The organism is Providencia rettgeri, assembly GCF_013702265.1.
GTDB classification, from domain to species: Bacteria; Pseudomonadota; Gammaproteobacteria; order Enterobacterales; family Enterobacteriaceae; genus Providencia; species Providencia zhijiangensis.
The window spans coordinates 1,363,991-1,389,509 of sequence record NZ_CP059348.1; the positions used below are offsets into that span (position 1 = coordinate 1,363,991).

26 protein-coding genes and 1 other annotated feature are annotated in these 25,519 nt (G+C 42.1%); of the genes, 7 read left to right on the top strand and 19 right to left on the bottom strand.

The annotated features are described in order from the left end of the window. The first annotated feature begins 63 nt into the window (after positions 1-63). Positions 64-486, top strand: coding sequence for an FxLYD domain-containing protein (locus H0913_RS06165; RefSeq protein WP_154604345.1), 423 nt, complete (start codon positions 64-66; stop codon positions 484-486). Positions 487-541: 55 nt separating this feature from the next. Here H0913_RS06165 and H0913_RS06170 read toward each other — a convergent pair whose 3' ends face one another. From H0913_RS06170 to hisG, 9 genes are all read right to left on the bottom strand, one after another. Continuing rightward, positions 542-970, bottom strand: coding sequence for a YbaK/prolyl-tRNA synthetase associated domain-containing protein (locus H0913_RS06170; RefSeq protein ID WP_232368848.1), 429 nt, complete (start codon positions 968-970; stop codon positions 542-544). A gap of 188 nt (positions 971-1,158) precedes the next feature. Then, complete coding sequence (gene hisIE / locus H0913_RS06175) at positions 1,159-1,770, bottom strand: bifunctional phosphoribosyl-AMP cyclohydrolase/phosphoribosyl-ATP diphosphatase HisIE (protein ID WP_154604343.1); 612 nt, start codon at positions 1,768-1,770, stop codon at positions 1,159-1,161. Next, complete coding sequence (hisF, locus tag H0913_RS06180) at positions 1,764-2,540, bottom strand: imidazole glycerol phosphate synthase subunit HisF (protein ID WP_154604342.1); 777 nt, start codon at positions 2,538-2,540, stop codon at positions 1,764-1,766. The genes hisIE and hisF overlap by 7 nt, the downstream gene beginning before the upstream one ends. After that, a complete protein-coding gene (hisA, locus tag H0913_RS06185; protein WP_181478184.1) occupies positions 2,522-3,259 on the bottom strand; it encodes a 1-(5-phosphoribosyl)-5-[(5-phosphoribosylamino)methylideneamino]imidazole-4-carboxamide isomerase in 738 nt (245 codons plus the stop codon). Before hisA ends, hisF begins: the two co-directional genes overlap by 19 nt. 5 nt (positions 3,260-3,264) lie before the next feature. Beyond that, entirely contained in the window at positions 3,265-3,858 is a 594-nt protein-coding gene (gene hisH / locus H0913_RS06190) for an imidazole glycerol phosphate synthase subunit HisH (protein ID WP_154604340.1), read from the bottom strand. Beyond that, positions 3,858-4,925 (bottom strand): bifunctional histidinol-phosphatase/imidazoleglycerol-phosphate dehydratase HisB, encoded by a 1,068-nt coding sequence (gene hisB, locus H0913_RS06195; protein ID WP_181478185.1) that lies wholly within the window; start codon positions 4,923-4,925, stop codon positions 3,858-3,860. The genes hisH and hisB overlap by 1 nt, the downstream gene beginning before the upstream one ends. 13 nt (positions 4,926-4,938) lie before the next feature. Continuing rightward, complete coding sequence (gene hisC, locus H0913_RS06200; protein ID WP_181478186.1) at positions 4,939-6,009, bottom strand: histidinol-phosphate transaminase; 1,071 nt, start codon at positions 6,007-6,009, stop codon at positions 4,939-4,941. A 3-nt stretch (positions 6,010-6,012) separates the two neighbouring features. Continuing rightward, positions 6,013-7,329 (bottom strand): histidinol dehydrogenase, encoded by a 1,317-nt coding sequence (hisD, locus tag H0913_RS06205; RefSeq protein ID WP_154638975.1) that lies wholly within the window; start codon positions 7,327-7,329, stop codon positions 6,013-6,015. A 6-nt stretch (positions 7,330-7,335) separates the two neighbouring features. After that, positions 7,336-8,235, bottom strand: coding sequence for an ATP phosphoribosyltransferase (gene hisG, locus H0913_RS06210; protein ID WP_036952018.1), 900 nt, complete (start codon positions 8,233-8,235; stop codon positions 7,336-7,338). A 40-nt stretch (positions 8,236-8,275) separates the two neighbouring features. Continuing rightward, positions 8,276-8,403 (bottom strand) — a sequence feature (His leader region). 252 nt (positions 8,404-8,655) lie between these two features. Between hisG and H0913_RS06215 the strand changes: the two genes are divergently transcribed. Then, positions 8,656-9,480, top strand: a complete 825-nt coding sequence (locus tag H0913_RS06215; protein ID WP_154638974.1) for an SDR family oxidoreductase — start codon at positions 8,656-8,658, stop codon at positions 9,478-9,480. Between the two features lie 41 nt (positions 9,481-9,521). On the opposite strand, the gene H0913_RS06220 is transcribed toward H0913_RS06215, so the two are convergent. Beyond that, positions 9,522-10,145, bottom strand: coding sequence for a glutathione S-transferase family protein (locus H0913_RS06220; protein WP_154604335.1), 624 nt, complete (start codon positions 10,143-10,145; stop codon positions 9,522-9,524). 277 nt (positions 10,146-10,422) lie between these two features. Between H0913_RS06220 and H0913_RS06225 the strand changes: the two genes are divergently transcribed. Continuing rightward, the gene (locus H0913_RS06225) at positions 10,423-11,628 is read left to right on the top strand and encodes a serine hydrolase (RefSeq protein ID WP_181478187.1); all 1,206 of its coding nucleotides are present in this window, start codon (positions 10,423-10,425) and stop codon (positions 11,626-11,628) included. Between the two features lie 245 nt (positions 11,629-11,873). Beyond that, a complete protein-coding gene (locus H0913_RS06230) occupies positions 11,874-13,472 on the top strand; it encodes a hypothetical protein (RefSeq protein ID WP_181478189.1) in 1,599 nt (532 codons plus the stop codon). Positions 13,473-13,579: 107 nt separating this feature from the next. Here the strand turns inward: H0913_RS06230 and H0913_RS06235 are convergent, their stop codons facing one another. The 4 genes from H0913_RS06235 to H0913_RS06250 all read right to left on the bottom strand — a co-directional run bounded on the left by H0913_RS06235 (position 13,580) and on the right by H0913_RS06250 (position 18,613). Next, positions 13,580-14,947, bottom strand: a complete 1,368-nt coding sequence (locus tag H0913_RS06235; RefSeq protein ID WP_154604332.1) for an L-serine ammonia-lyase — start codon at positions 14,945-14,947, stop codon at positions 13,580-13,582. A gap of 154 nt (positions 14,948-15,101) precedes the next feature. Continuing rightward, a complete protein-coding gene (locus H0913_RS06240; RefSeq protein ID WP_154604331.1) occupies positions 15,102-16,418 on the bottom strand; it encodes a serine/threonine transporter in 1,317 nt (438 codons plus the stop codon). A 904-nt stretch (positions 16,419-17,322) separates the two neighbouring features. Then, a complete protein-coding gene (gene ybjG, locus H0913_RS06245; protein WP_181478191.1) occupies positions 17,323-17,931 on the bottom strand; it encodes an undecaprenyl-diphosphate phosphatase in 609 nt (202 codons plus the stop codon). Between the two features lie 418 nt (positions 17,932-18,349). Then, the gene (locus H0913_RS06250; RefSeq protein WP_006657693.1) at positions 18,350-18,613 is read right to left on the bottom strand and encodes a GrxA family glutaredoxin; all 264 of its coding nucleotides are present in this window, start codon (positions 18,611-18,613) and stop codon (positions 18,350-18,352) included. Positions 18,614-18,805: 192 nt separating this feature from the next. Between H0913_RS06250 and H0913_RS06255 the strand changes: the two genes are divergently transcribed. The 3 genes from H0913_RS06255 (at position 18,806) to rlmC (ending at position 20,971) form a co-directional block, all read left to right on the top strand. Further along, positions 18,806-19,162, top strand: a complete 357-nt coding sequence (locus H0913_RS06255; RefSeq protein ID WP_154604330.1) for a YbjC family protein — start codon at positions 18,806-18,808, stop codon at positions 19,160-19,162. 155 nt (positions 19,163-19,317) lie between these two features. Continuing rightward, entirely contained in the window at positions 19,318-19,836 is a 519-nt protein-coding gene (locus H0913_RS06260; protein ID WP_181478193.1) for a YbjN domain-containing protein, read from the top strand. Between the two features lie 7 nt (positions 19,837-19,843). After that, on the top strand, positions 19,844-20,971 hold the full coding sequence (gene rlmC / locus H0913_RS06265) for a 23S rRNA (uracil(747)-C(5))-methyltransferase RlmC (protein WP_181478195.1): 1,128 nt from the start codon (positions 19,844-19,846) through the stop codon (positions 20,969-20,971). A 24-nt stretch (positions 20,972-20,995) separates the two neighbouring features. Here the strand turns inward: rlmC and H0913_RS06270 are convergent, their stop codons facing one another. The 5 genes from H0913_RS06270 to artP all read right to left on the bottom strand — a co-directional run bounded on the left by H0913_RS06270 (position 20,996) and on the right by artP (position 25,518). Next, positions 20,996-22,396 (bottom strand): hypothetical protein, encoded by a 1,401-nt coding sequence (locus H0913_RS06270; protein WP_181478197.1) that lies wholly within the window; start codon positions 22,394-22,396, stop codon positions 20,996-20,998. A 195-nt stretch (positions 22,397-22,591) separates the two neighbouring features. Then, positions 22,592-23,260: an arginine ABC transporter permease ArtM gene (gene artM, locus H0913_RS06275; RefSeq protein WP_036951879.1), complete on the bottom strand. Its 669-nt coding sequence runs from the start codon at positions 23,258-23,260 to the stop codon at positions 22,592-22,594. Then, positions 23,257-23,997: an arginine ABC transporter permease ArtQ gene (artQ, locus tag H0913_RS06280; protein WP_036951876.1), complete on the bottom strand. Its 741-nt coding sequence runs from the start codon at positions 23,995-23,997 to the stop codon at positions 23,257-23,259. Before artQ ends, artM begins: the two co-directional genes overlap by 4 nt. A gap of 12 nt (positions 23,998-24,009) precedes the next feature. Next, the gene (artJ, locus tag H0913_RS06285) at positions 24,010-24,753 is read right to left on the bottom strand and encodes an arginine ABC transporter substrate-binding protein (RefSeq protein WP_132494435.1); all 744 of its coding nucleotides are present in this window, start codon (positions 24,751-24,753) and stop codon (positions 24,010-24,012) included. 36 nt (positions 24,754-24,789) lie between these two features. Beyond that, a complete protein-coding gene (gene artP, locus H0913_RS06290) occupies positions 24,790-25,518 on the bottom strand; it encodes an arginine ABC transporter ATP-binding protein ArtP (protein WP_154604327.1) in 729 nt (242 codons plus the stop codon). Between the last annotated feature and the right edge of the window lies 1 nt (position 25,519).

The window sequence follows — 25,519 nt, forward strand, 5'->3', positions numbered from 1 at the left end:
GTAAAGTGTTAGGTTTGCTCATGCAGTATCAAACTCATGCAGTTTTAATTTGAGTCAACGCCTATGAAAAAATTAACTTGTCGTATTTTTCATTTATTGGCTTCTCATCGTTGTATTTTGTTGTTTCCCATTATTAGTAGCTGTTTTTCCTCTTTTCTTTATGCTTCCTCGGAAAAAGCGGTCGCATATCCTGCACCGATTAATATTAGTCAGATTGAAATCAAATATAATGATCAACTGGATTACCCAGAGATAATTGGCAACATCACGAATGTTTCAAATGTTGTTTTATATCAGACCTATATTAGATTTGAGCTACTGAAGGATGGCGTGTTTATTGGGGAAACAAACCATAGAGTGACGAGTTCAATTAAACCAAAACAAACGGTAAATTTTATTGTTACTATTCCAGATTATGATGTTATACCCAATGAGCAGATTGTTGTTGAAACCATCGCTGCCTATTATTTGGATAAACCGCGTTGAGTGTCATTTAGGAGCCAGCTGATGATGGTGGCTCCTAATCAATCAGTGTGATGAGTTATTCATCATTTGTGCGAATAAACTCGACTAAAGAGGGTGAAGCGATACGCTGGTAATCTTGGGTATTGAGAATAATTGAGCGTTCTAGGCTTCCCGCATTAAACGCGAGTTCATCAAAGCGGGTGAACAGGTAGGGATCAGCGATAAGCTTCAACGATGGATGAAAGCTAAATGGCGGGATAGCGCCGAAAACACAATGGGTGAGTTCATCGACTTCCTTTGGGCTAGCTAATGAGGCTCGAGTACCGCCAATGGCTTTGGCAATCTTAACTAAATCCGCTTGTTGATCAGCAGGTAAGATGGCTAAAACATGCTGGCGAATGCCATTTCCTTTCACATGACAGACTAATCCTTTGGCGCCTTGACCTAGCTGTGTGCCGCGGATTTTTGCCACTTCTTCAGATTTCCCCGCCGTTGGATGTTCCATCACGCGATATTTTGCATTTTGGCTATTCAGTAATTGGGTTAATTGTGTAAAAACGTCATTGTCAGACACAATGAGCTCCTTCAAAAGTCCATATCAAATGAAGGGAATGATAGCAAGTTCAGAGAGAGAAACAATGACGAGAGAAGAAAGTAAGGGCAGCTATCATAAAATAGTTACCCTTAAGCAAGTTACTGATGACGCTCTTTCAAACGTTTGATAATAGCAGTTAAATCAAGGTCTTGATCTTGAAGTAAAACCATTAAGTGGTACATCAAATCGGCGGCTTCGTTGGTTAATTCTTCACGGTCATTAACCGTGGCAGCGAGTGCGGTTTCAACGCCTTCTTCACCCACTTTTTGTGCAATACGCTTGGTGCCGCTAGCATACAAACGGGCAGTATATGAACTTTCTGGCGAGGCATTTTTACGCTCTTTCAGTAAGGTTTCTAATTCATATAAAAAACCCCATTCGCTTTGAGCCGGCGCAAAGCAGCTGGTGGTACCGTTATGGCAGGTTGGGCCATCAGGCAGAGCCATGGCAAGCAGCGTATCGTTATCGCAGTCAGCAACAATATCCACCAAATTCAGAAAATTGTTGGAGGTTTCCCCTTTAGTCCACAAACGTTGTTTGGTGCGAGAGAAAAAGGTGACTTTACGGCTCTCTAAAGTCACTTTCAGCGCTTCTTGGTTCATATAACCCAACATGAGAACATCACCAGAAATAGCGTGCTGAACGATGACGGGCATCAGGTTATCGACTTTTTGCCATGCAAGCTGATTACATTGTTCTGTGGTTAACATACTCTTATTTGAACTCCATTTTCTGCTAAGTACTGCTTTAAGTCACCGATGTTAATAATCTGCTTGTGGAACACCGAAGCGGCTAAAGCGCCATCGACGCCAGCGTCAGTAAAGGCGTCTAGGAAGTGGATTTTTTCCCCTGCGCCGCCGGAGGCGATCAGTGGGACTTGGCACACTTCACGAACTTTTTTCAGTTGTACCAGATCGTAACCTTGGCGTACACCGTCTTGGTTCATCATATTGAGCACAATTTCTCCGGCGCCACGCTGCTGAACTTCTTTCACCCAATCAAGGGTTTTCCAGCGAGTTTGGGTGGTGCGTTTTTCATCGCCAGTGAATTGATAAACCAAATATTCATTGGTTTGGGCATCAAACCACGTGTCAATACCGACCACAATACACTGAACGCCAAAGCGATCAGCCAAGCGGCTAATCAGTGTAGGGTCGGACAGTGCAGGGGAGTTGATAGAAATTTTATCCGCCCCAAAAGAGAGGATTTGCGCGGCGTCCTCGACACTTTTGATCCCACCCGCAACGCAGAATGGAATATCAATCACTTCCGCCACTTTGGCGACCCAGCTTTTATCAACAACACGACCGTCAGACGAGGCGGTAATATCATAGAAAACTAATTCGTCAGCCCCTTCTTGGGCATAGCGTTGAGCCAGTGGGACTATATCACCGATGATTTCATGATTGCGAAATTGAACCCCTTTAACCACTTGTCCGTCACGGACATCCAAACAAGGAATTATGCGTTTTGCCAGCATTGGATTGCCTCCGTTACGGTAAATTTGCCTTCTAATAGCGCGCGACCCACAATTACGCCTGCTGCGCCAGAAGTTGGTAGTGCGGCGATATCGTTTAAATTACCAATTCCACCAGAAGCTTGTACCTCTATATCAGGGAATTTTTGGCTGATTTCGCGGTATAAATCCACATTGGAGCCCGCCAGCGTGCCATCTTTGGAAATATCGGTACACAGCACATGCTTTAAGCCATAAGGGCGATACATTTCAATGGCTTGCTCAAGGGATAAGTTTGAATTTTCTTGCCAACCACTAATGGCAATTTCTTTGATGCCTTGAGCATTAATACGCACATCCAGTGCTAGTACGATAGCGTCGCCACCATAACGTTGAAACCACGTTTTGACTAACTCTGGTTGGGTCACTGCCGTCGATCCAATTACCACGCGAGTCGCACCTGCATCTAGCAGCGCTTTGACATCTTCTTCAGTACGAATTCCCCCCCCAACTTGCACGGGAACAGTAACGCCTGCCAACAGTTTTTTCAGCAGAGGAATTTGGCGTTTCTGTGGGTCTTTAGCGCCAGTTAAATCCACTAAGTGCAGCAGTTTTGCCCCTTGCTTTTCATAATCTTGTAAGCGAGGAAGTGGGTCGGTGCCATAGTCCGTTTGTTTGGCGTAGTCCCCTTGATGTAAACGCACCACGGTGCCATCAATTAAATCTAATGCTGGTATGATCATGGTTTTTACATCTCCAAGAAATTTTGGATCAAGCGAGCACCCGCAGCACCCGAACGTTCTGGGTGGAACTGCACACCATAGTAATTATCTTTATTCACTGCACTACTAAACAGGTTGCCATATTGTGTTTGCGCGATGGTGTTGGCGGAAATAGGCATTGAATAGCTGTGGACGAAATAAAAATAGGCATCGTCGCTGATCCCCTTAAACAGGGGATTGCCCGCGAGTGCTTTCACTTGATTCCAGCCGCTGTGAGGGACAGGTAAGCCGTTTGCATCCATTTTGCGTACGGGGCTGTCGATTAACCCCAACAGTGGAATTTCTGTTTGACCTTCTTCACTGATACTGCCGAGTAATTGCATCCCCAAGCAGATACCTAAAACGGGTTGAGTTAGCGCTTTAATTAAAGGGATAAGTTCACGCTCAGCCAGTTTTTCCATAGCGGCGCTGGCAGTGCCAACTCCCGGCAGAAAAACTTTGTCTGCTTGTAAAATGGTGTTGGTGTCGCGGCTCACAGTCGGCTCATAACCTAGGCGTTTAACGGCATAGGCGACGGACGCTAAGTTTGCGCAGCCAGTATCGAGGATCACAACCTTCATTACAGAACTCCTTTAGAACTTGGCAAGGTATCCCCTTCAACACGGATAGCTTGGCGTAAGGTACGACCAAAAACTTTGAACAGGCTTTCCGCTTTGTGGTGATCGTTTTTCCCTTTCGTTTTCAGGTGTAGCGTGCAGCCCATCGCGTAGGATAACGAACTGAAGAAGTGCTCGATCATTTCAGTGCTTAGGTCACCTACGCGCTGATATTTAAATTCTGCTTTATATTCAAGGTGTAGACGCCCCGAAATATCCAGCGCACAGCGTGCTTGGCATTCGTCCATCGGTAATACGAAACCGAAACGGGCAATGCCGCGTTTATCACCAAGTGCGACGCGCAGCGCTTCGCCGAGTGCTAGGCCTGTATCTTCCACAGTGTGGTGATCATCAATGAACAGGTCGCCATTAACTTCAATGCGTAAGCGGAAGCCGCCGTGAGTCGCGATTTGGTCTAGCATGTGGTCAAAGAAGCCAACGCCTGTATTGATTTTGCTGCCGCCTTCTTGGTCAAGCCACACTTCTACTTGGATGTTGGTCTCTTTGGTTACGCGTTCGACTAAGGCATAGCGGTTACGTTTAGTGAGTTGGTTGGTGATGGTATTCCAATCCAGTTCTTTGGCGCTGTAGCGTAGCCCTTTGATGCCCATATTTTGAGCGAGCTGAATATCTGTCTCGCGGTCGCCGATGACATAGCTGTTTTCGATATCGAGAACACCGTCGTTGAGGTAGCTTTCCACCAGCTTGGTTTTTGGCTTGCGACAGTTGCAATTGTCTGCAGGCATGTGTGGACAAATCAACACGTCATCAAAACGGATGCCTTGAGATTCAAACACCTGCATCATTAAATTGTGAGGCGGGTCAAAATCTTCTGTCGGGAAGCTCTTGGTGCCTAAACCGTCTTGGTTGGTGATCATCACTAAGCGATAATTGGCTTTTTGCAGTGCTAATAGGCTTGGAATGACATCATTTTCAAAGGCGAGCTTACTGAGGCTATCCACTTGATAATCTGTCGGTGGTTCGGTAATTAATGTTCCATCACGGTCGATAAAAAGAATTTTCTGGCTCATGACTATTTCCTAATTAGCAAAGTGCTTTAATCGCTTCAATAACACGGACGTTTTCAATTTCGGTACCAATGGTGATACGCAGGCAGTTGATCAGCCCCGGCTGCTTGCTTTGATCGCGTAAAATAATGCCTTGATCCCACAGAGCTTTAAACACTTTAGCGCTGTCGGTAAAACGCACCAAAATATAGTTGGTTTCACTTGGGTAGACGGTTTCGACAACCGATAAGTCACGCAAAGCTTCTGAAAGCGCAATACGATTTTCGCGAATTTCTAACACGCGTTTTTTCATGGTGGCGATGCCATCAGCATTCAGGGCTTTTTCTGCTATCAACGCCACAGGGGTAGAGAGCGGATAAGGGGCGATGACTTTTAGTAAGACTTCAATCACTTCAGGGGATGCCAAGGTAAATCCACAGCGTAACCCTGCTAGCGCAAATGCCTTTGATAAGGTTCTTAAAATCACTAGGTTCGGGTATTTGGCAAGCCAGCTCGCGACGCTGAATTCTGGGCAAAATTCAATATAAGCTTCATCGACCACCACCAGCGCGCGGCCTGCAGCCATTTCTAATACTTCCAGCAGCGCTTGGTTATCGATGATGTTGCCCGTTGGGTTATTTGGGCTACAGATGTAAATCAGTTTGGTATTCGATAAGTTTTCGCGGATAGCGGTGACATTCAGTGACCAGTCGGGTAACGACAGAATTTTTTTTTGTTCTACACCAAAGGTTTCTGCACTGACGCTATACATGCCATAGGTTGGCGGGCAGAACATCACTGCGTCTTTACCGGGTTCGCAAAATGCACGGATCAGTAATTCGATAGATTCATCAGCGCCACGGCACACTAAGACTTGCTCAGGAGATAACCCAGCGTAAGCCGCATAATTGTTAATCACGCCAGCAGGTTGTGCCTCTGGGTAACGATTAAGATTACGTTCAATAAACTGATAATCCGGTGCTGTTGGGTATTCGTTGGCATTGAGCCATACATCCCCATTTCCCCCAAGACGACGGGCGGACATATACGGGGTCATTACTTTTACATTTTCGCGTGCAAGGCTGGCTGCGTTAAACGTCTGGCTCATGGTTCACTCCTGATTTTGTTTTTTTAGTTCGGTGACTCGTAAGGTAACGGCGTTTTTGTGGGCAGTTAGCTGTTCTGCTTGCGCCAAGGTTTCTATGGTGTTGGCTAATCCTAATAACCCTTGAGCCGACAGTTTTTGTACCGTCATTCTTTTCATAAAATCGGCTAAGCCAAGGCTTGAATAGGTTGATGTGTAACCATAAGTTGGTAATACGTGGTTGGTGCCGGAAGCGTAATCCCCCGCGGATTCTGGCGACCAATCCCCAACAAACACCGATCCTGCACTGGTGATAGATTCCACCAAATCATCGGCATTGCGAGTTTGCAGAATTAAGTGTTCAGGCCCATAGCGGTTGCTGATTTCAACACATTGGTTGATAGAGTCCGCGATGATTACACGGCTTGCTCTGAGGGCTTCACGCGCAATAGATGCACGAGATAATACCGCAAGCTGCTTTTCAGTCTCTTCAATGACGCGCTGAGCAAACTCTGCGTTATCGGTGAGCAAAATCACTTGAGAATCTGGCCCGTGTTCCGCTTGAGATAATAAATCCGATGCCGTAAACGCAGGGTTTGCTTGGCTATCGGCAATCACCAACACTTCAGATGGCCCTGCTGGCATATCAATGGCCGCACCTTGGTAGCTTTGGCTAACTTGGCGTTTGGCTTCCGTGACATAGGCATTGCCAGGTCCAAAAATTTTATCAACGCTCGGAATGCTTTGGGTACCAAATGCCATCGCAGCAATGGCTTGGGCGCCACCGACTTGGAAAATGTCAGTGATACCGCACAGTTTGGCTGCATATAAAATTTCGTCTGCAATCGGTGGCGGTGAGCAGAGAATAATGTTGCGGCATCCGGCGATATTCGCAGGCGTTCCCAACATCATGACCGTAGAGAGCAACGGTGCGGAGCCACCGGGAATATACAGCCCGACAGAATCAATCGGGCGGGTCACTTGTTGGCACACCACGCCTGCTTGAGTTTCAACGGTGATCGGCGCAGGTTTTTGGGCTTCATGGAAGCGGCGAATATTGCCAATCGCTGTGTTCATTGCCGCTTTAATGTCATCGCCAAGGCGAGCTTGGGCTTCATCAACGGCTTCTTGTGAAACACGAACAGAGGTAATGTCTGTTTTATCAAAACGTTGGCTCAGGGCGATGAGGGCCGCATCTCCCTCTGTACGCACTTGGTCAATAATTTGACTGACTGCGGCGCTAATGTTGCCAGAGGCGGCAATAGCAGGGCGCATCAGTAAAGCTTCTTGCTGCTCTTCAAGGCAGTCTGACCAGCGAATTGGTTGATTGAATCCCAGTACCATGGCGAATTACTCCATCATTTTTTCAATTGGTAAAACAAGAATTGAACTTGCGCCCAAGGATTTCAGTTTTTCCATGGTTTCCCAGAATAGAGTTTCTGAGCTGACCATGTGCATTGCAACACGGCTTTGGTCACCTGCTAATGGCAGAATAGTTGGGCGCTCGGCTCCCGGCAGCAGTGCGATGATCTCTTCGAGTTTTTCACCTGGAGCATGCAACATAATGTATTTTGATTCGCGCGCTTGGATAACCCCTTGAATACGGGTCATCATACGGTCAATTAACTGTTGTTTATCGGCGGACATTTCACCGTCACGCTGGATTAAGCATGCTTTTGAGCGGTAGATGACTTCCACTTCTTTTAAGCCGTTTGCTTCAAGGGTTGCGCCTGTAGAAACGAGGTCACAAATGGCATCGGCTAAACCAGCGCGTGGCGCGACTTCTACAGAACCGTTCAGTAAGCAAGATTTAAATGTCACGCCTTTTTCATCAAAATAGCGTTTTAGTAGGTACGGGTAAGAGGTGGCGACACGGGAACCATTCAAGCATTCTGCCCCGGTATAATTGAAGTCTAATGGCGCAGCTAGAGAGAGGCGGCAGCCACCAAAATCAAGGCGACGTAATGTTGTAAATTGTGGATTTTCACCGCGAGCTTGGCGGCTTAATACTTCTTCTTCCAGTACGTTTTCACCAATAATACCGAGGTCAACAACACCGTCCATTACCAGCCCCGGGATATCGTCATCACGTACACGAAGTAAATCAATAGGCATATTTTCTGCATAAGCAATCAGTCGCTGCTGTTGTAAATTGATTTTAATGCCGCAGCGAGCGAGTAGCTCTCTTGACTCTTCGCTTAGACGTCCTGATTTCTGTATTGCGATACGTAAACGTGATTTGTCCAACATAATTTTGCTCCACATCCCTAAAATATCTTTTTGATTAATAATAAAAAAACCCTCGGAAGATTATCTTCCGAGGGTTTTCTCAATTCGCATTTCAGCCACCGGAAGAGTCGTTGATCGTCTTCCAGCACACATCGCCCGAAAGACTAATCAGGATGATGGTGATGATGATGGTTGCGTGAAATACGAGTCATAATAGCTTCCGTTTAGTTATTTGGATAATTGCTTAAACATTCAATACTAATCAAGCTATCCGATTTCATACTATGAATGCAACCCTTTTTTTCAAAATAACTCATAATAATTAGTTCCCGGTTTTTTATAGTGATTAATCCCTTGGAAAATAGCTTCGGAAGTTGAATGATTTTCAGCTAATCTATGAGGCAATGAAGTCATCACTTTCTCAGTATGCGGGACAGTAATATGAAAAAAATAGCCATTATTGGTTTAGGTTGGTTAGGCGTTCCTTTAGCGAGTCGTTTGATGGCGCAGGGAATGACGGTCGCGGGAACGAAAACGAGTTTGGATGGTGTTGAAGCTGCCAAAAGGGTTGGTATTGACTGTTATCAATTGCAACTGACGCCAGAATTACAATGCGATACTGATGATTTGAGCGAATTAATGGAGGGGGCGGATGTGATGGTAATTTTATTACCACCATCGAAAGTCAGTCTCTCAGAGTATATTGTCGCTATTGAGCAGTTAGTTGATAGCGCAATTAGTTATCAAATTCCTCGGGTTATCTTTACATCATCCACTTCTGTCTATGGTGATGTGGATGGTGTTATTGATGAAGGTGCGCCATTACTTGGCGAAACCGCCTCAGCACAAGCGTTAATTGCAGTTGAACAATGGCTTCATGACTTACCTAATATTCAAGTGGACGTCCTGCGATTAGCTGGTTTAGTGGGTGAAAAGCGTCATGCAGGACGATTCTTAGCCGGGAAACAGCAAGTCAAAGGGGCTAATCAGCCAGTTAATATGGTGCACCAAGATGATGTGATCGCCGCAATTCTGTTGTTGATCCAGCAATCCAATGGTGGGCATACCTATAATTTATGTGCACCTGACCACCCGACTCGTCTGCAGTTTTATACCCAATCTGCAACGACTTTAGGCTTAACTCCACCTGAATTTGCGGTTGAAGAGAATGAAGCTGAAGGGAAAACAATCGATGGAAATCGTATTTGCCAAGAAATGGGTTTTGAGTATGAGTTTACCCACCCACTTTATATGCCGATGAGTTAAATAAAAGCCGTGGCGCTCAATACGAACGCCACGCTAAATGCTTATTTGATAGGTAACATCACAATTTCTTGGAATGCAGGGCGTTTGGCCAATGTTTGATACCAGCGCTCTAAATGAGGAAATTCGGGGCGCTCTGTCACAATTTCATGCCATGGGTAGAACAGTGGCGCGATGGCGATATCCGCAATACCAAATTTATCTCCGCTAAAATAGGCCTGAGTCGCCAGAGCATCATCCGCAATTTTCAGCAGTTTTTCGATATTTTGATAAATGATTTTGGCTTGAGCTGGATCTCTATCCGCTTCAGGAACGCGAACGATTTTGTTCATCATCTGCTTGATATGGTCAAATAAATTAGCGCTACTCCAATCCATCCATTTATCTGCCGCCGCTTTTTCCTGTAAATCACGGGCTAACAATAGGTGAGAGTGATCATATTTTTCCGTAAGGTAACGTAAAATTGCATTGGATTCCCACAGGGTAAAGCCTTCATCCTGTAAAGTTGGAATTGTGCTGTTTGGATTCATTTTCTTATATTCAGGTGTATCAACACCACCGAATGGGCCACCAACATCTTTTTGATTATAAGGAATATTCAGCTCTTTCAAGCACCACAGTACTTTTTTTACGTTTGAAGAGTTAGTACGTCCCCAGACAGTTAACATTGGAATCTCCCATGACTATGTTTTAACTTAAAGACGGTATTTTTGACCTAAACAAGATAGATGAAATTAATGAATTGAGAAACTTTATTATTTATTAATTGCGGTGGTCATCATCACTTATTTTGTTTAGGGTATGGGGGGATTTTGATAAACGTAATATTTTGCAGTATCTCAATGAATTTGACTGCATTTTTGGTTTCTAGTGAATATTTTATTAAAAATGGTTTGATTGTGATGAACGCTTTGAATAGCAATACTAATAGTAAAGGAGTAACCAATGAATAAAACAACATTGTCCTCAGCAATTCGAGGAACAGGTATCGGGTTTAGTCTATTCGTTGTGATGAGCACCAGTAGTTATGCCGCTCAGACACCGGTTGCTCCACAAGTTGACGCAAAAGCGTTTGTATTAATGGATTATAACAGTGGTAAAATTTTGGCTTCAGGTAACCCTGATGAGCGTTTGGATCCTGCAAGTCTAACCAAGATCATGACTAGCTATGTGGTTGGGCAAGCGGTCAAAGCGGGAAAAATTACGCCGCAAGATATGGTGACAGTCAGTGAAGCTGCCTGGGCGACAGGCAATCCAATTTTAAAGGGTTCTTCCTTGATGTTCTTGAAACCGAAAGACCGCGTTTCGGTGTTGGACTTAAATAAAGGCGTGGTAATTCAATCGGGGAATGATGCCAGTATTGCCTTGGCTGAACACGTTGCTGGCAGCCAAGAATCTTTTGTTGACCTGATGAATGGCTACGTCCAAAAAATTGGTTTAACTAATACGCATTTTAAAACCGTACATGGTTTAGATTCTGAAGGACAGTACAGTACTGCTCGGGATATGGCTGTGTTAGCCCAAGCGCTGATCCGTGATGTGCCTGATGAATATGTATTGCACAAAGAGAAAGAGTTTACCTTCAATAATATCCGCCAACCTAACCGTAACCGTCTATTGTGGAGCCAAAACCTCCATGTCGATGGCGTGAAAACAGGGCATACCAGTGGGGCTGGTCATAACCTAGTGGCATCAGCAACTGATGGTCCTATGCGCTTGATTTCAGTCGTTTTGGGGGCGCCGAGTGACCGCGTTCGTTTTTCCGAAAGCGAAAAGTTACTCACTTGGGGCTTTCGTTTCTTCGAAACAGTGACTCCGATTAAAGGGGATGCAGTTTTACAGAAACAACGTGTTTGGTTTGGTGACATTTCAGAAGTGCCTTTAGGGGTCGAAAAAGATGTGGCAGTGACCATTCCAAAAGGTCAGTTACAGAATCTGAAAGTGGATATCAAATTGGATAATGACTCTCTTGAAGCGCCTTTAGCATTGAACCAAAAGGTGGGCACGATTAACTTTATTCTTAATGGTGAAGTGATTGAGCAGCACCCATTAGTCGCCAAGCAAGCGGTTGAAGAAGCAGGATTCATTGGCCGAATTTGGGATTTCATTATGAAAACCATCACTGGCTGTTGGAATGCCATTTTTGGATGATTAAAACTTAAATATAAAATTAATATATGGAGACCTCTTTATGAGGTCTCTTTTTTTGTAATGAATAACATTAAATAAATTTACAGATAAACTTCAATTGAAATATTTCTAATTCAATTTAATAATCATTTTAATTGTTTGAGAGCTAACTATTTTACTGTTATTTAAATATCAATGACTGAAATTATCTCATTCAATTTCATAATGTATTTATTAATTTAATTAATTGAAATGGAGAATTATCAATGGGCATTTCCATGGAAGAAAGAATGCAACAGCTACAAAATCGACAAAATACTAAAGGAATTGGTGATAACAGCGTTCATGGGGGGAGTGCGGATAACCGAGGTGATAATAAAGGTGTCATCAAGTCAGGGGATGCGACTGACTCGGGTAGCGGAGGTGGTTCAGTTGTTGGAGGAAAAACTGTAAACCTACACACCAATAACAATATTATGCAAGGTGGTACTGCGCGCAATGATGGCATTAATAATGGGGGAATGGAAGGGGGACATAGTACCAACTTTGGGTTAAATAACAACGACCTCCATGGTGGTGCGGCAACTAACGAATTTGGTGCTGTCAACCATGAGCATTCGTTTCTTAAAGGGGGTAATGCAATTCGTGAATTACAAAGTGGTATTGAAAAATATCAAGGAATGCAAAAACAATTGGTGGACGCAAATAAAGAAATTATTCGTAAAAATAATGAGTTGTCAGCGCTGCAAAAAGAAATCGCATCACAAAAAGTAGAATTGCAAAAACAGCAGCAAGTATTAGCAGATCAAGCTTTTCAATCGAAAGATATGCAAGATAAGCTGAATGCGGTGCAACAGCATCTTGCACAAAGTGAAAAAGAAAAACAGTCATTAAATAATGAACTGATGAAGGCTAAAGGGGATGTGAGCCAACTTCGCTCCGATATGAAAGCGCAACGTGGTGAAATAGACAAGCTCAAAGCTCAGGTGGATAAGGGCAAGCAAGAGATCCAAGAGCTGGAAATTAAATTAGATCAGACGAATGGTGACAAAGAAAAGCTCGAAGAACGCTTAAAAAATCAGCAAGTTCGTAATAAAAAACAAGAGGAAAAAATTAATGAAACTAAAGACAAGATTGAGGGCAAGCAAAAAGAAATTGATGTTTTAAATAACAAGCTTGCAGATGAAGGAAAAAATAAAGAGGATTTAAATACCAAAATCCAGCGTTTAGAAAATGACATCAAAAAACTAAACAATATTTTAAACGAAAAAGTTGAAAAAGAGTCTAAGAGCAGCTCTAAAGTCTCTGAACTGCAAGAAAAAATTGGCGTCTTAGAAATGGAGAAAAAAGCGCTAGATTCCCTGTTACAAAACGAACTTCAATCTTATACCAAACTGGCTGAAGAATATCATCTCTATAAGCTGTCCGTTAAAACAGACATGGAAACATTTAAACAGCTGAAACCGATGCTCACTAAAATAGGTGATTTAGCAAACCAAGGTGAAGATATCTTAAACGATCAATCTAAAGCGTCGACAGTGACATTTGAAGCAACCGTAAGCTCGCGTAAAACTGAACGCTCAGCAGGAAGCACATTAGGTGGTTCTGCACAAAATTCAGGGACTAATTTAGGTACAATTAATGGTGGAAATAGCACGAGCAACACTCAGATCACTGGCTTGGTTGTTGACGATAGTGCGGTTGAAGTTGCTGCAGATAAATTAATTGAAAATATGAGTAGTTTGATGGAAACCACCGAAGCCGTTATTAAAGATACGGGAGAGTCAGTAAAAGGAATGGTTGGAACGGCAGGGATGTTTGTTCAGACTCAAACGGCTCAACACATTAGCGGTATTGGTTTTTAAAATTTTGTATTAATTGATTCTTGATTTTATTAGGAATAATAAAAGGCCTACATAATATGTAGGCCTTTCTGGATAATGCTCACCAACGTTGCAATGTAAGCGATAAATTATTCGCAATGACCTAACTTAATCGCCAAACCGCCTTGAGAGGTTTCACGGTATTTTGCGTTGATATCTTTACCTGTTTCATACATGGTTTCGATCACTTTATCGAGACATACGCTTGGCGCACTCACACGGCGTAATGCCATACGAGCGGCGTTTACAGCCTTAACAGATGCAATCGCGTTACGTTCGATACAAGGTACTTGGACTTGTCCGCCAACAGGGTCACAGGTTAAGCCTAAGTTGTGCTCCATGGCGATTTCTGCCGCGACACACACTTGCTCTGGGCTACCACCCATTAATTCTGCCAAACCAGCAGCAGCCATTGAACAGGCTACACCGACTTCACCTTGGCAACCGACTTCTGCACCCGAGATAGACGCATTCATTTTGTACAGCGTACCAATCACGCCTGAAACTAAGAAATAGCGGGTATAAGAGTTTTCGTTGACTGGGCGAATAAACTTATCGTAGTAAGCCAATACCGCAGGAATAATTCCGCAAGCACCGTTAGTTGGTGCAGTGACAACACGACCACCCGCGGCGTTCTCTTCATTGACGGCAAGGGCGTACATGTTGATCCAGTCAATTACCGCCATTGGGTCAATGTTGTTATTGTCAGAAGTAACTAATTGGCGACGCAGTGCCGCTGCACGGCGAGGAACACGCAGTGGACCAGGTAATAAACCTTCGGTGCTGACACCGCGTTCAATGCCCGCTTTCATGACATCCCACACCGCCGCAAGATATTCAGAAATTTCTTCTTTGCTGTGGAGGGCTAATTCGTTTTGCATCACTAATGCAGATAAAGATAGTCCCGTTTCTTTACAGTGTTTTTGTAAATCAGCCGCATATTTGTATGGGTAAGGGACTTGAACCGCATTTTCAGTCTCTTGACCGAAATGCTCTTCATCAACGATAAAGCCACCGCCAATGGAGTAATAATTTTTGGTATACAGAATGTTATCGCCATCAAATGCGGTAATTGTCATTCCATTTTCATGTAATGGTAAGTTGGTTGAATGGAAATTCATCCCACCTTCAGTTGGGAAATCAACTTCATGTTGGCCATTTGCCAGCATCAGCTTGCCTGTTTGCTCAACATTGCGCATAAATGCTGGGATAGCATCAATATCAATCGTATCGGGCAGATTACCCGCTAAACCCATAATAATCGCCATATCAGTGGCGTGGCCTTTACCTGTCAACGATAAAGAACCATAAACATCGACGGAAATACGTGTGGTTTTAGTGAGAAGATTTTGCTGGATGAGGTCATCGACAAACTGCTTACCGGCTTTCATAGGGCCGACAGTGTGTGAGCTGGATGGTCCGATACCGATTTTAAAAATGTCGAATACGCTAATCATATTCTGTCTTCCTATATTGAAGGATCCCCATCAAACTGCCAATTACAGGGTATTTGTTGTCAGTAAGATGATTATAGAAGATCCCTCAATTAACCAGATTGATATAGGTTAATTGAGGGCTTAGATTTACTTAATTATTTGCTAATTTTTTTAATTAGAAGAATAACTTGTAAGTTGCGGCGGAGATAGCGACCAGACCCATGATGACAACGAAGATATTGCTGAGTTTACCGGAGTATTTACGCATTGCTGGGACTTTGCTGATTGCATACATTGGCATTAAGAACAGCAGGATTGCGATAACTGGGCCACCCAGACTTTCAATAATATCCAGTACACCAGGGTTCAGTGTTGCGACAATCCAAGTCGTCACTAACATGAACAGTGCAGTACCACGGTTTAATTTTTTAACATCAACAGTTTTGCCTTTTGCACGATATGCTCGTTCAACTAAACCATTGAAACCTTCACGAGCACCTAAGTAGTGACCTAAGAATGATTTGATGATAGCGATAAAGGCGATGATTGCGGCAGCATACTTGATGAACGGCTGATCAAAGTAACCAGACAGGTAGTCAAGGATACTGATGTTTTGCGCTTTAGCAGCAGCAAGGTCCGCTGAAGACAGCGTGAATACACAGCTGATGACGAAGAACATGACAGTCAGAACCATCAGGATGTGCGCAGAAGCCAGAATGCGTGAACATTTTTTCTCAGCCGCTTCATCATACTCTTCACGTTTTGCAACAGAGAATGCAGAGATGATTGGTGAGTGGTTAAACGCGAACACCATCACTGGGATTGTTAGCCAGATAGTGATCCAAATGCTTTGTCCACCGGATGCTTTAGCTGCTTCAGTTACGCTGTCTAAAGATAATGTGCTCAGAACATCGGTGCTCCAATGTGGAACCATGTACAGAGAGAAAGCGACCAGTACGGCGATGAATGGGAACACCAGCATACTCATGACTTTAACAATGTATTTTTCACCGAATGCCACGATTGCCATGACGCCACCGACTAAAATCAGCGCCAGCAACCAACGTGGTGGAGCGCCAACGCCTAAAAGTTCAGTCAGGAATTTGTTGACGTTGTTAGTGATAGAAACACCATAAACTAACAGAATAGGATAAATAGCAAAGAAATAGAGCAGGGTGATCCAGTTACCTGCTGTACGACCAAAGTGTTCTTCTACAACTTCAGTGATGTCACCGTCTTTCTTTGAACCGGAAAGTACAAAGCGTGTTAAACCACGGTGAGCAAAAAATGTCATTGGGAAAGCAAGTACTAACATCAGTAATACTGGCAGTAATCCACTCATACCCGCATTGATAGGTAAGAATAAAACACCCGCGCCGATGGCGGTACCATAAAGGCCGAGCATCCACACGGTGTCTGTTTTACGCCAAGCGGTAGCATTCCCTGTTTGCGAGGCTGTTTTGTTGATGGAACCAACTTTTGTTGTATCCATAATAGTCTCCAAAAATAAAAGTCAAAAATAAAAATTGGGTGCCTATTTCACTAGGCTCTTAATCTTTTTGTACGATTAATCGACGGTTTAATCAGTGGTTAGTAAATAAACAATCGGTTAATACACTGTCTAGCCATTAATAATGGTTTTATACGTAACAATCTGATTGGAAATAAAACTAAGATGAATATGAAATTCATTTTCAATCAGTTTTGTAATTTTATAAGTAATTTTTAAAAGTGGATTTTGAGTGTGAGAATCTACATTTTAGCAGAACAAAATGCCGTGATCATTATCTCAAAAGAGAAATATCCCCCATGTTTATCAGGTCACAGTGAATTTTGTAAAATTGTTAATGGAATTTAACTTAGTGCTAGTTTTCATAGATTTTCGGCAATGTTCATAAAATGATTATTCGACAAATTTATTTATATAAAAATACAAAACATTAAAACCGTTATCATGTTAATAAAAAAATTAACGTCAATCAGATGATCAATGACTTGAAAATACGGATGAAAAAACCGCTTTATTCTTTAGAGAAATACCCAGCTGAGTTTTATTTTAACATGTTGATATTAAAGGGATTTATATCTTTACGTTAATTGATTAATAACGTGATTAATTTTTTTGGTTAATTAATGTTCTTGCGGAATATGTTAATTGTTTTAGGGGATTTAAGATTAGAAATAGAATACTTATTTTTTGTCGCAAAAAATAATAAGAAATAGTTACAAAATATTTGTTAATTAATTGTTTTAATATTTATTTGATAAATTCAAATAAAGTTATTACTGCTAAAAATAAATGAAAACAAACTTTGATTTAGCTCAATATTTAATGATGAGGAAAATGAAGGGGAAAGTACTGACACTGATAATAGGTCAGTACTTTAAATCACCAATTAAGGTTGCATCCATCCTTTACGAATGAGAGAACCAAATACGAGGTGGTAAAGACGAGTGATTGGTTGTTGAATAACACTGCCGCCCACAGCCCAAATCAGCTGAGATAAACCGCAAGAAATAGCACCTAAGATAAATGCACCGACCATGTCTAACGGCCAGTGAACACCAAGATAAATTCGAGACCATGCAATAACGATGGCAGGAACCATAAACACGAAGCCAACCCATGTTCTTAGCCAGAATAAGAAAGCAAAAACGAAAGTGAAGACAATAGTTCCATGGTTACTCGGGAAAGACGGAGTTGCGTCGTGATCTAAGAAATTAGAGCCAATGCCCATCACGAAAGGACGCTCATGGGGTGCAAAATAACCAATCAACCAAGAAATTACTAAGCCAATGACAATGGCGTAAGCCGTTTTGCAGGCAAAGGTGCGTTGGCGAGTCATATTTGACTGCGCACCCCAAAACCAACACGCAACAGTAAATAGCGGGAAAATAAGGATCAAGCGTTTGGCGATCACCGTGGCTAACGCAATAGTACCACTTGCGGACTCAGGCGTTGCGTTGATCAGATTAAAAAGATCCAGATTTAGTTGTTCCAGCACGATCAGAGTACCTCGGACATTAGTTCTCAAGAAGACGGGACATAGCAATGGGAAGGGGTGAATTAAGACACGCTCTAGACCTTGCTACTCAAGCTGACAAATTTACTTTTTGTTAAACATTAACTCAATCAATATTTGCTCAATAACAGTGATTTATCAGGGCAATGCAAAAGTTCTAGACACAAAAAACCCGATAGCATGAAAGAATCAAATGGCTATCGGGCTCCTCAATATGGGGACATCAAAGAAAAGCAGTGGCACTAATTAAGACTACAGCAAAGGAGGAAAGTTCTCTCGGTGATCAGAAAAAGTGCAATTTTTGATGAAAACATTTTTGCATAGCACAAAAAGAAAAAATAAAGCCCCAAATGAGAGGCTCATCTGGGGCTTTATAAAAGAAAATGTCTTGTAAGATTGATTACTTATACAGACTCAGATTTTCTTTAGCGTATGCTTCAAAATCGGTGCAACCACCGATGTGTTTTTCATCGATAAAGATTTGAGGAACGGTTTCTACAGTTTTACCAACGGTTTTGGATAAGTCTTCTTTAGAGATACCTTCCGCTTGGATATCAACATAGCGATAATCGAAGTCGTCACGTTCATTCTTCAGTTTTTCTGCAAGTTCTTTAGCACGAACACAGTATGGGCAACCAGGGCGACCAAAAATAACAGTGTACATAATATCTCCTTAAATTTAGAACTCAGATTCTAATGACTATTCAGATACAAAATAATAATGCCCAATACTATGCCAACATCAGCTTCTAAATAAAAGTTGAATTTTCCTTTCATAGCTATAGGCAGTCTATATAATTTGCTAGTGGTGGTGACGATACTGTCAATATAAGGTAATAAAACGAAGGAAAACATCATGGAACAACAGCAAAAACCCATAAAAGAGACTAAAGGGACGATGCGCTCACTAGCGGATATGCCAAAACCCGTTCTATTTCTTGAGGGTATCGGAATATTATTACTAATCACCGTATTACTTGCCACTAATGACTATATTACGCTGCCGGAATGGCTAGCCAGCTCTGGCGCGATTGTCTCTATGGTGCTGGTTGGAATGGGGTGTTTAATCCCAGCGATGATCAATATTATCTGGCGAGCCGTTCATGGCCTTACTTTTTTGGGCATTGATAATAAATCGGGTGGCGCAAGTCGTGATCGTCGTAATCAACCAAAAGAGGCGACACGAGATGATGATAAACCAGACGAAAAGTAGAGCAGGGCATGGTTTTACTGGTGTTTAGACTGGCTATGTGTGAAAATTGTCCGCTTTCTATTTGTTAGAATGAATTATTAGTATGAGTGCTTGGTTGGCATGAATATGGTTATTTTTGGTATATCGCTATTTTGAGTTGAAGAAGGTTATTGCTCATGGATTCTATTTGTTACCCAGATATCTCACAGCTGCGAGAGTGGCTCGACCAACTCAAAACCTCTTATTTCGAGTGTGATTCTTGTGCTGCTTTGCATCTCCCTCATATGCAAAATATTGATGGGATCTTTGATGCTAAATTAGACATTATTAATAATGTGTTAGTACTCTCAGCATTGGCAGAACTTAAACCTACCGCGATTATTACGCTGGTGGCAAATATTAGCCAAATTAACGCCAGTTCATTAACGGCAAAAGTTTTTCTCGAAATTAATAATGAAAATCTACCTAAGTTGGTGGTTAGCCAATCATTTTCGTTAGAAGCCGGAATTACTTATCGCCAATTTAGCCATTTCTTACAGCAGGCCGAAGAGCAAATTTCCGGTATTGTGTTTGAAATTTTCAGTAATAATCTACTGTATGCAAACCAAGATGAGTATGAAGAGTTAGAGTCGGATGATAATGATGACGACACTGAATCCGACGTTGATGATAAACCTTCTGTAATTATTCACTAAATACCCTATGCATTGTGAAAAATATTTGGCAGGAGAATGTCGCTCCTGTCAGTGGCTAGAATTATCGCCAGAACAGCAAATTTCCCGTAAACAAGATAATCTGCAATCTTTATTGCCTTCTTTGGCGTCATCTTTATTTTTGACGCCAGTGACGGGGCCATTTGAAGGATTTCGCAATAAAGCCAAAATGGTTGTCAGTGGTAGTGTTGAAAAACCGATTTTGGGTATTGTTAACCGTGATGGAGATGCTGTTAGTTTAACGGAGTGCCCGTTATATCCCACTGAATTTTCAGAAATCTTCGCGCAGCTTATGCCTTTTATCGCGAGAGCTGGGTTAACCCCTTATAACATTGAACGTAAGCGCGGTGAGCTAAAATATATTTTGCTGACTCAAAGCTGGCATACCAAACAATTTATGTTGCGTTTTGTCTTGCGCTCCGATAAAAAAATTGATCAATTACAAAAAGCATTACCTTGGTTACAAGAAAAATTGCCGCAATTGGCCGTGATCACTGCCAATATTCAGCCCGTACATATGGCTATTTTAGAAGGTGAGCAGGAAATTATGTTCACTGAGCAACATGTGCTGAGGGATGAGTTTAACCAAGTTCCTCTGTTTATTCGCCCGCAAAGTTTTTTCCAAACCAACCCTATTGTGGCTGCACAGCTATATCAAACAGCCAGAGAATGGGTCAAAGCGCTGAATATATCCAGCTTGTGGGATCTGTTTTGCGGTGTGGGTGGCTTTGGTTTGCATTGCGCGGATAAGACGACCAGGCTAACGGGTATTGAAATTAGTGCGCCCGCTATTGAGTGCGCTCGCCAGTCTGCCCAAGAGCTGGGTTTGCAGCATGTGGAATTCCAAGCATTAGATTCAACCAATTTTGCCACCAGTCGCCAAGATATTCCTGATTTAGTATTGGTGAATCCACCACGCCGCGGTATCGGTAAGAATTTATGCAACTATTTATCCGATATGCATCCGGAATATATTCTCTATTCCAGCTGCAATGCCCAAACCATGGCGCAAGACTTTGAGTTATTATCAGGATACGAAGTTTGCAAAGTTCAACTGTTTGATATGTTCCCGCATACCGCACACTATGAAGTATTGAGCTTATTGAAGCGAAAATAGTGATTAGAATAGATAGGCTTGCGCCTATCTATTATGAATTTCTCCATATTCATCAATAGACAAATTACCTTTTTTGTTTTTTATTAATGGGAGCTTTTCAGCAACGGTTAATATCATCTTTTCAACATCCGTTTCAGTTGTGTAGATGTTCCATTTCCTCTTCAACCCCACAATCGACAATTGGGTTTCACTGTTTATTGAGTCATGGTGTTTTAGCTTCATTTTGAAATTTTCTGATAATGTAATTTCTATTTTGTTTTTTATTAGAGATTTTTTTATATTGTCTTGGATTTCATTATTGGTCAGTGAGAATAATTTTATTCTATTGTGACTATCAGTTTTTTTCTGAATAAGTCTGACATTAAGCAGAGTGTGACCAGCATAAGAACGCTCAGTTTTCCCATTGATATTAAACTCATTGAAAATTTGGAACAATTGATTGAAAAATTCGTAGCTATCTTCTGAAATTAAAATTCCTTCATTAGGATCAAAAAATTTATATATTACTTTTTGATGGCAACGCTGCGCGGATATGGCCATACAGTGATTTAGGCTAGCGAGAAGGCAGTAATAGTAGGCATTGTTTTTTATCGATTCATCGATATCAAGTTCAATTTGAGAGAGTGTTTTTAACTCGCCATCATGGTTCGTATTGTGTCTATCTTTTAGTGTATAGCTATTGTCATTGATTAATCCGGAATACACTTTCCTAGCCGCTGATATAAGGGTGATTCTGTCTACTTCATGTAGAAAAAACGAGGTTAGAATTAGCTTGGCGTCATTTATGGTTAATGGTTTTTTGTTCGATAATTTCTCGTTGATTTTTTCTACATTTTCACTGGATAAATATAAATGGTCAGTATTATCTTTATTCAATATTTTATTTATGTAACGTTCTATATTGGCAGGAAAATTATAGTCAGTGAGAAACGTATCGGGTTCATTTAATTTTTGAGTGATTTCGGGTATTTGAAGTAAGTTAACCAAATATTCAATATTTTCTTCCTGAGCACCTATCTCTCTAAGTGTGAAATTATTTATATCGAGTGATAGATTATTTAATTCAGTGGCATTCCCATAATCTATTTGCTCATTGATGGCTTGATGAATTAGAACGTTAAACTCTGCGAGTTTAATTTTTTTAGTTAAATTTAAAAGATACTCATCGAGTGTATCTTGAGGCTCTTCAGAATGGGTTAGAGTGTCCAAGGACTCATTTATCTTCTCTATATATTGCGTGCCACGGTTATTGTTCTCATGCATCAGAAAACAAGTGGAAAGACCACGGCAAATACCCGCTTGAATAGGGCTAATATTTGAGACTTTGACAAGTTTATTTTCAAATAGACTGGGGATATTCGTTGCGATGTAATCAACAATAGGCGCTTGTTGAAAAGGAATGGAAAATTTAACTTTTGTAATCATATAGATAACCTTATTTAATCAGTATTATTTTGCAATAATTCATGCTACCAATACAAAAAGGTTCTATCTTTCAAAAATCAATATATACAAAAGTAATTGGCTATGTATATTTTTCATATAAAAAAAGCTTGGTGTTGAACCAAGCTTTTTTATGTGTAAAAACAATGAGCTTATGGACGAAATGGCAAGCTAAATTTAGCTACGATGTTCAAATGCCAATGCTTTACGCTCAATCAGACGCATAATTAACGTCAGAATCGCGTTTACCACAAGATAGATAATCCCTGCCGCGACGAACGCCATAACATCCCATGTTTGCCCAAATACTTGGCTACTGTAGCCCATAATATCCAGCATCGTAATGGTGCTGGCGAGAGAGGTACTTTTGAAAATCAGTACCACTTCGTTGGAATAGGATGAAAGTGAACGTTTAAACGCATAAGGGAGAATAATCCGCATGGTTTGCAGCTTATTCATACCCAACGCTTGGCAAGATTGCCACTGACCCGACGGAATGGCTTTTACCGCTCCATGGAATAACAGCGTGGAATAGGCTGCGCTGTTTAATGCTAATGCCACCATCGCACAAACCCATGGCGTCGAAATAAACTCCCATAGCATTGGGTAATCTTGCAGTGACTTAAATTGGCTAGGCCCATTATAAATCAAGAAAAACTGCACCAATAAGGGCGTACCGGTGAATAGGGTGATATACACCTTAACTGCTTGTGAAATGACGGGAGTTTTAAGGGATAAGATCAGCGTAAAGAAGATGGCTAAGATAAAAGCCACCAATAACGCACTGAAGGTCAGTGACAAGCTGGTCGGTAATCCCGGTAATATTTGTAGAATTAAATCGATCATTTCGCATCACTCCGTTCAAAACGTGTGGTGCGCAGTTCAATACGTTTTAGCACCAATTGGCTTAATAGGGTGATAGCAAGGTAAATCAGTCCCACAATGGCGTACCAAGTAAACGGTTCATGGGTACGGTTCACAATGGTTTTGGTCTGTAGCATTAAGTCGTTGACGCTAATTAAGGAGACTAACGCGGTATCTTTGAGTAACACTAGCCATTGGTTACCTAAGCCCGGCAGGGCATGACGCCACATTTGCGGCATGATATAGCGAAAGAAAATGGTACGTTTGCTTAATCCAAGAGCCAATCCCGCTTCCCATTGACCATAAGGCACCGCTTTCAAGGCACCACGCAAGGTCTGTGAGGCGTAAGAAGCATATAACAGTGCAAGCGCAACCACACCACAGAAGAATGGCGTGTAGTCAAATTCGCCGCTGTCAGCAAAGAAAATGCTCGGATCAATTTGGAATGTACCTTGCCAGAAACCTAAGTTAATGGCGATACCATCACCTAACAGGTTAATGAGCTGGAGCGTTCCAAAATAGACAAACAGCACCACCAGTAGTTCAGGTAAACCACGGATCAGCGTGACCCAGCAGGTTCCTAAAAAGGCGAGAGGTTTGAACCGAACAGATTCCCATGCGGTAAATAGCATTGCGAGAACCAATCCAAGGACTAGCGCTAAAACGGCAAGGCCGACGGTAATACCGGCGGCACTTGCTAAAAAGAATAAATCATTCATTAATTATATCGACTACTGTTGAAACCATTTTTTATGGATAGCATCGTAGGTGCCATCGGCTTTAACTTCAGATAAGGCTTTGTTCATCTTATCAAGCAACTCTTTGTTGCCTTTACGAACCGCGATACCTAAACCAATACCAAAGTATTGTGGATCGGTCACTTTGTCGCCCACAGCCGCTAAGTTTTCATTACCTTTCGCTTTTAACCACTCATCAGCAACGGCAGTGTCACCGAAGACCGCATTAATACGACCGTTTTGCAGATCTAAAATGGCAGATTGGTAGTTATCATATGGGACAACCGTCATATCTTTATGTTGTTCCAGAATGTATTTCTGGTGTGTGGTACCGTTTTGTACCCCGATTTTTTTACCTTTTAACTGGTCAACAGCAGTAACTTTATCTTTTACTGCAATAAATTCAGCGGAGTTCGGATAGTAAGTTTCGGTGAAATCCACTTGTTGTTGACGCTCAGGGGTAATATCGATACCCGCCATTAACGCTTCAAAGCGACGGAATTTCAGGCTTGGGATTAAGCTATCAAAAGATTGGTGCGTGAATGTGCAGGTTGCATTCATTTTTTCACACATTGCATTTGCCAGATCCACGTCAAAACCTACGATTTGGTTGTTTTTATCAAACATTTCAAATGGGGCATAAGTGGCTTCAGTTGCAAAACGGATAGTCTCTTTTTCCGCCGCCGCCGCAGATAGGGTTACAGCGCCTAATAATGTAGCTAATAATAATTTTTTCATTGCTTAATCCTATATCTATTAGTGGGACAGAATCTATTAATGGGATAGATAATTTGCAAATGCTTCGGTTTGAGGTGCAGCGAAGTGGCTAGCATCTCCTTGCTCTACAATATGACCGTTTTCCATATAGACCACACGGCTTGCGGTTTTACGGGCAATTTCAACTTCATGGGTCACGATAACCTGGGTGATCCCCGTTGCTGAAAGTTCACGAATAATGTCCACCACTTGCGCTGTGATTTCAGGGTCAAGTGCGGCTGTTGGCTCATCAAATAACAGAACTTGTGGTTCCATCATTAAGGCGCGAGCAATCGCGACACGCTGTTGTTGGCCGCCGGATAAATGCAGGGGATAGCGGTCAGCAAATTGCGATAAACGTAAACGCTCTAATAGCTTAGCGGCTTTTTCTTGGGCTTGCTGTTTGGATAACTTCAAAACGCGGCATGGCGCTTCAATTAGGTTATCCATCACACTTAAGTGAGGCCAAAGATTATATTGCTGGAAAACCATGCCTACGTTTTGGCGCAGATCGCGAATAGCTTTCGCATCTGGTGCTTTGGCAAAATCAAAAGTATGGTTGGCAACATTGAGTTGACCTGAACGTGGCATTTCTAGCAGGTTCAGTACGCGCAGTAAGGAGCTTTTCCCTGCGCCGCTTGGCCCGAGTAATACCATGGTTTCACCAGCAGAGCACTCTAAGTTGATATCAAAGAGTGCCTGATGGTTACCGTAGAAACAGTTTATGTTTTTTAATTGAATGCTCATG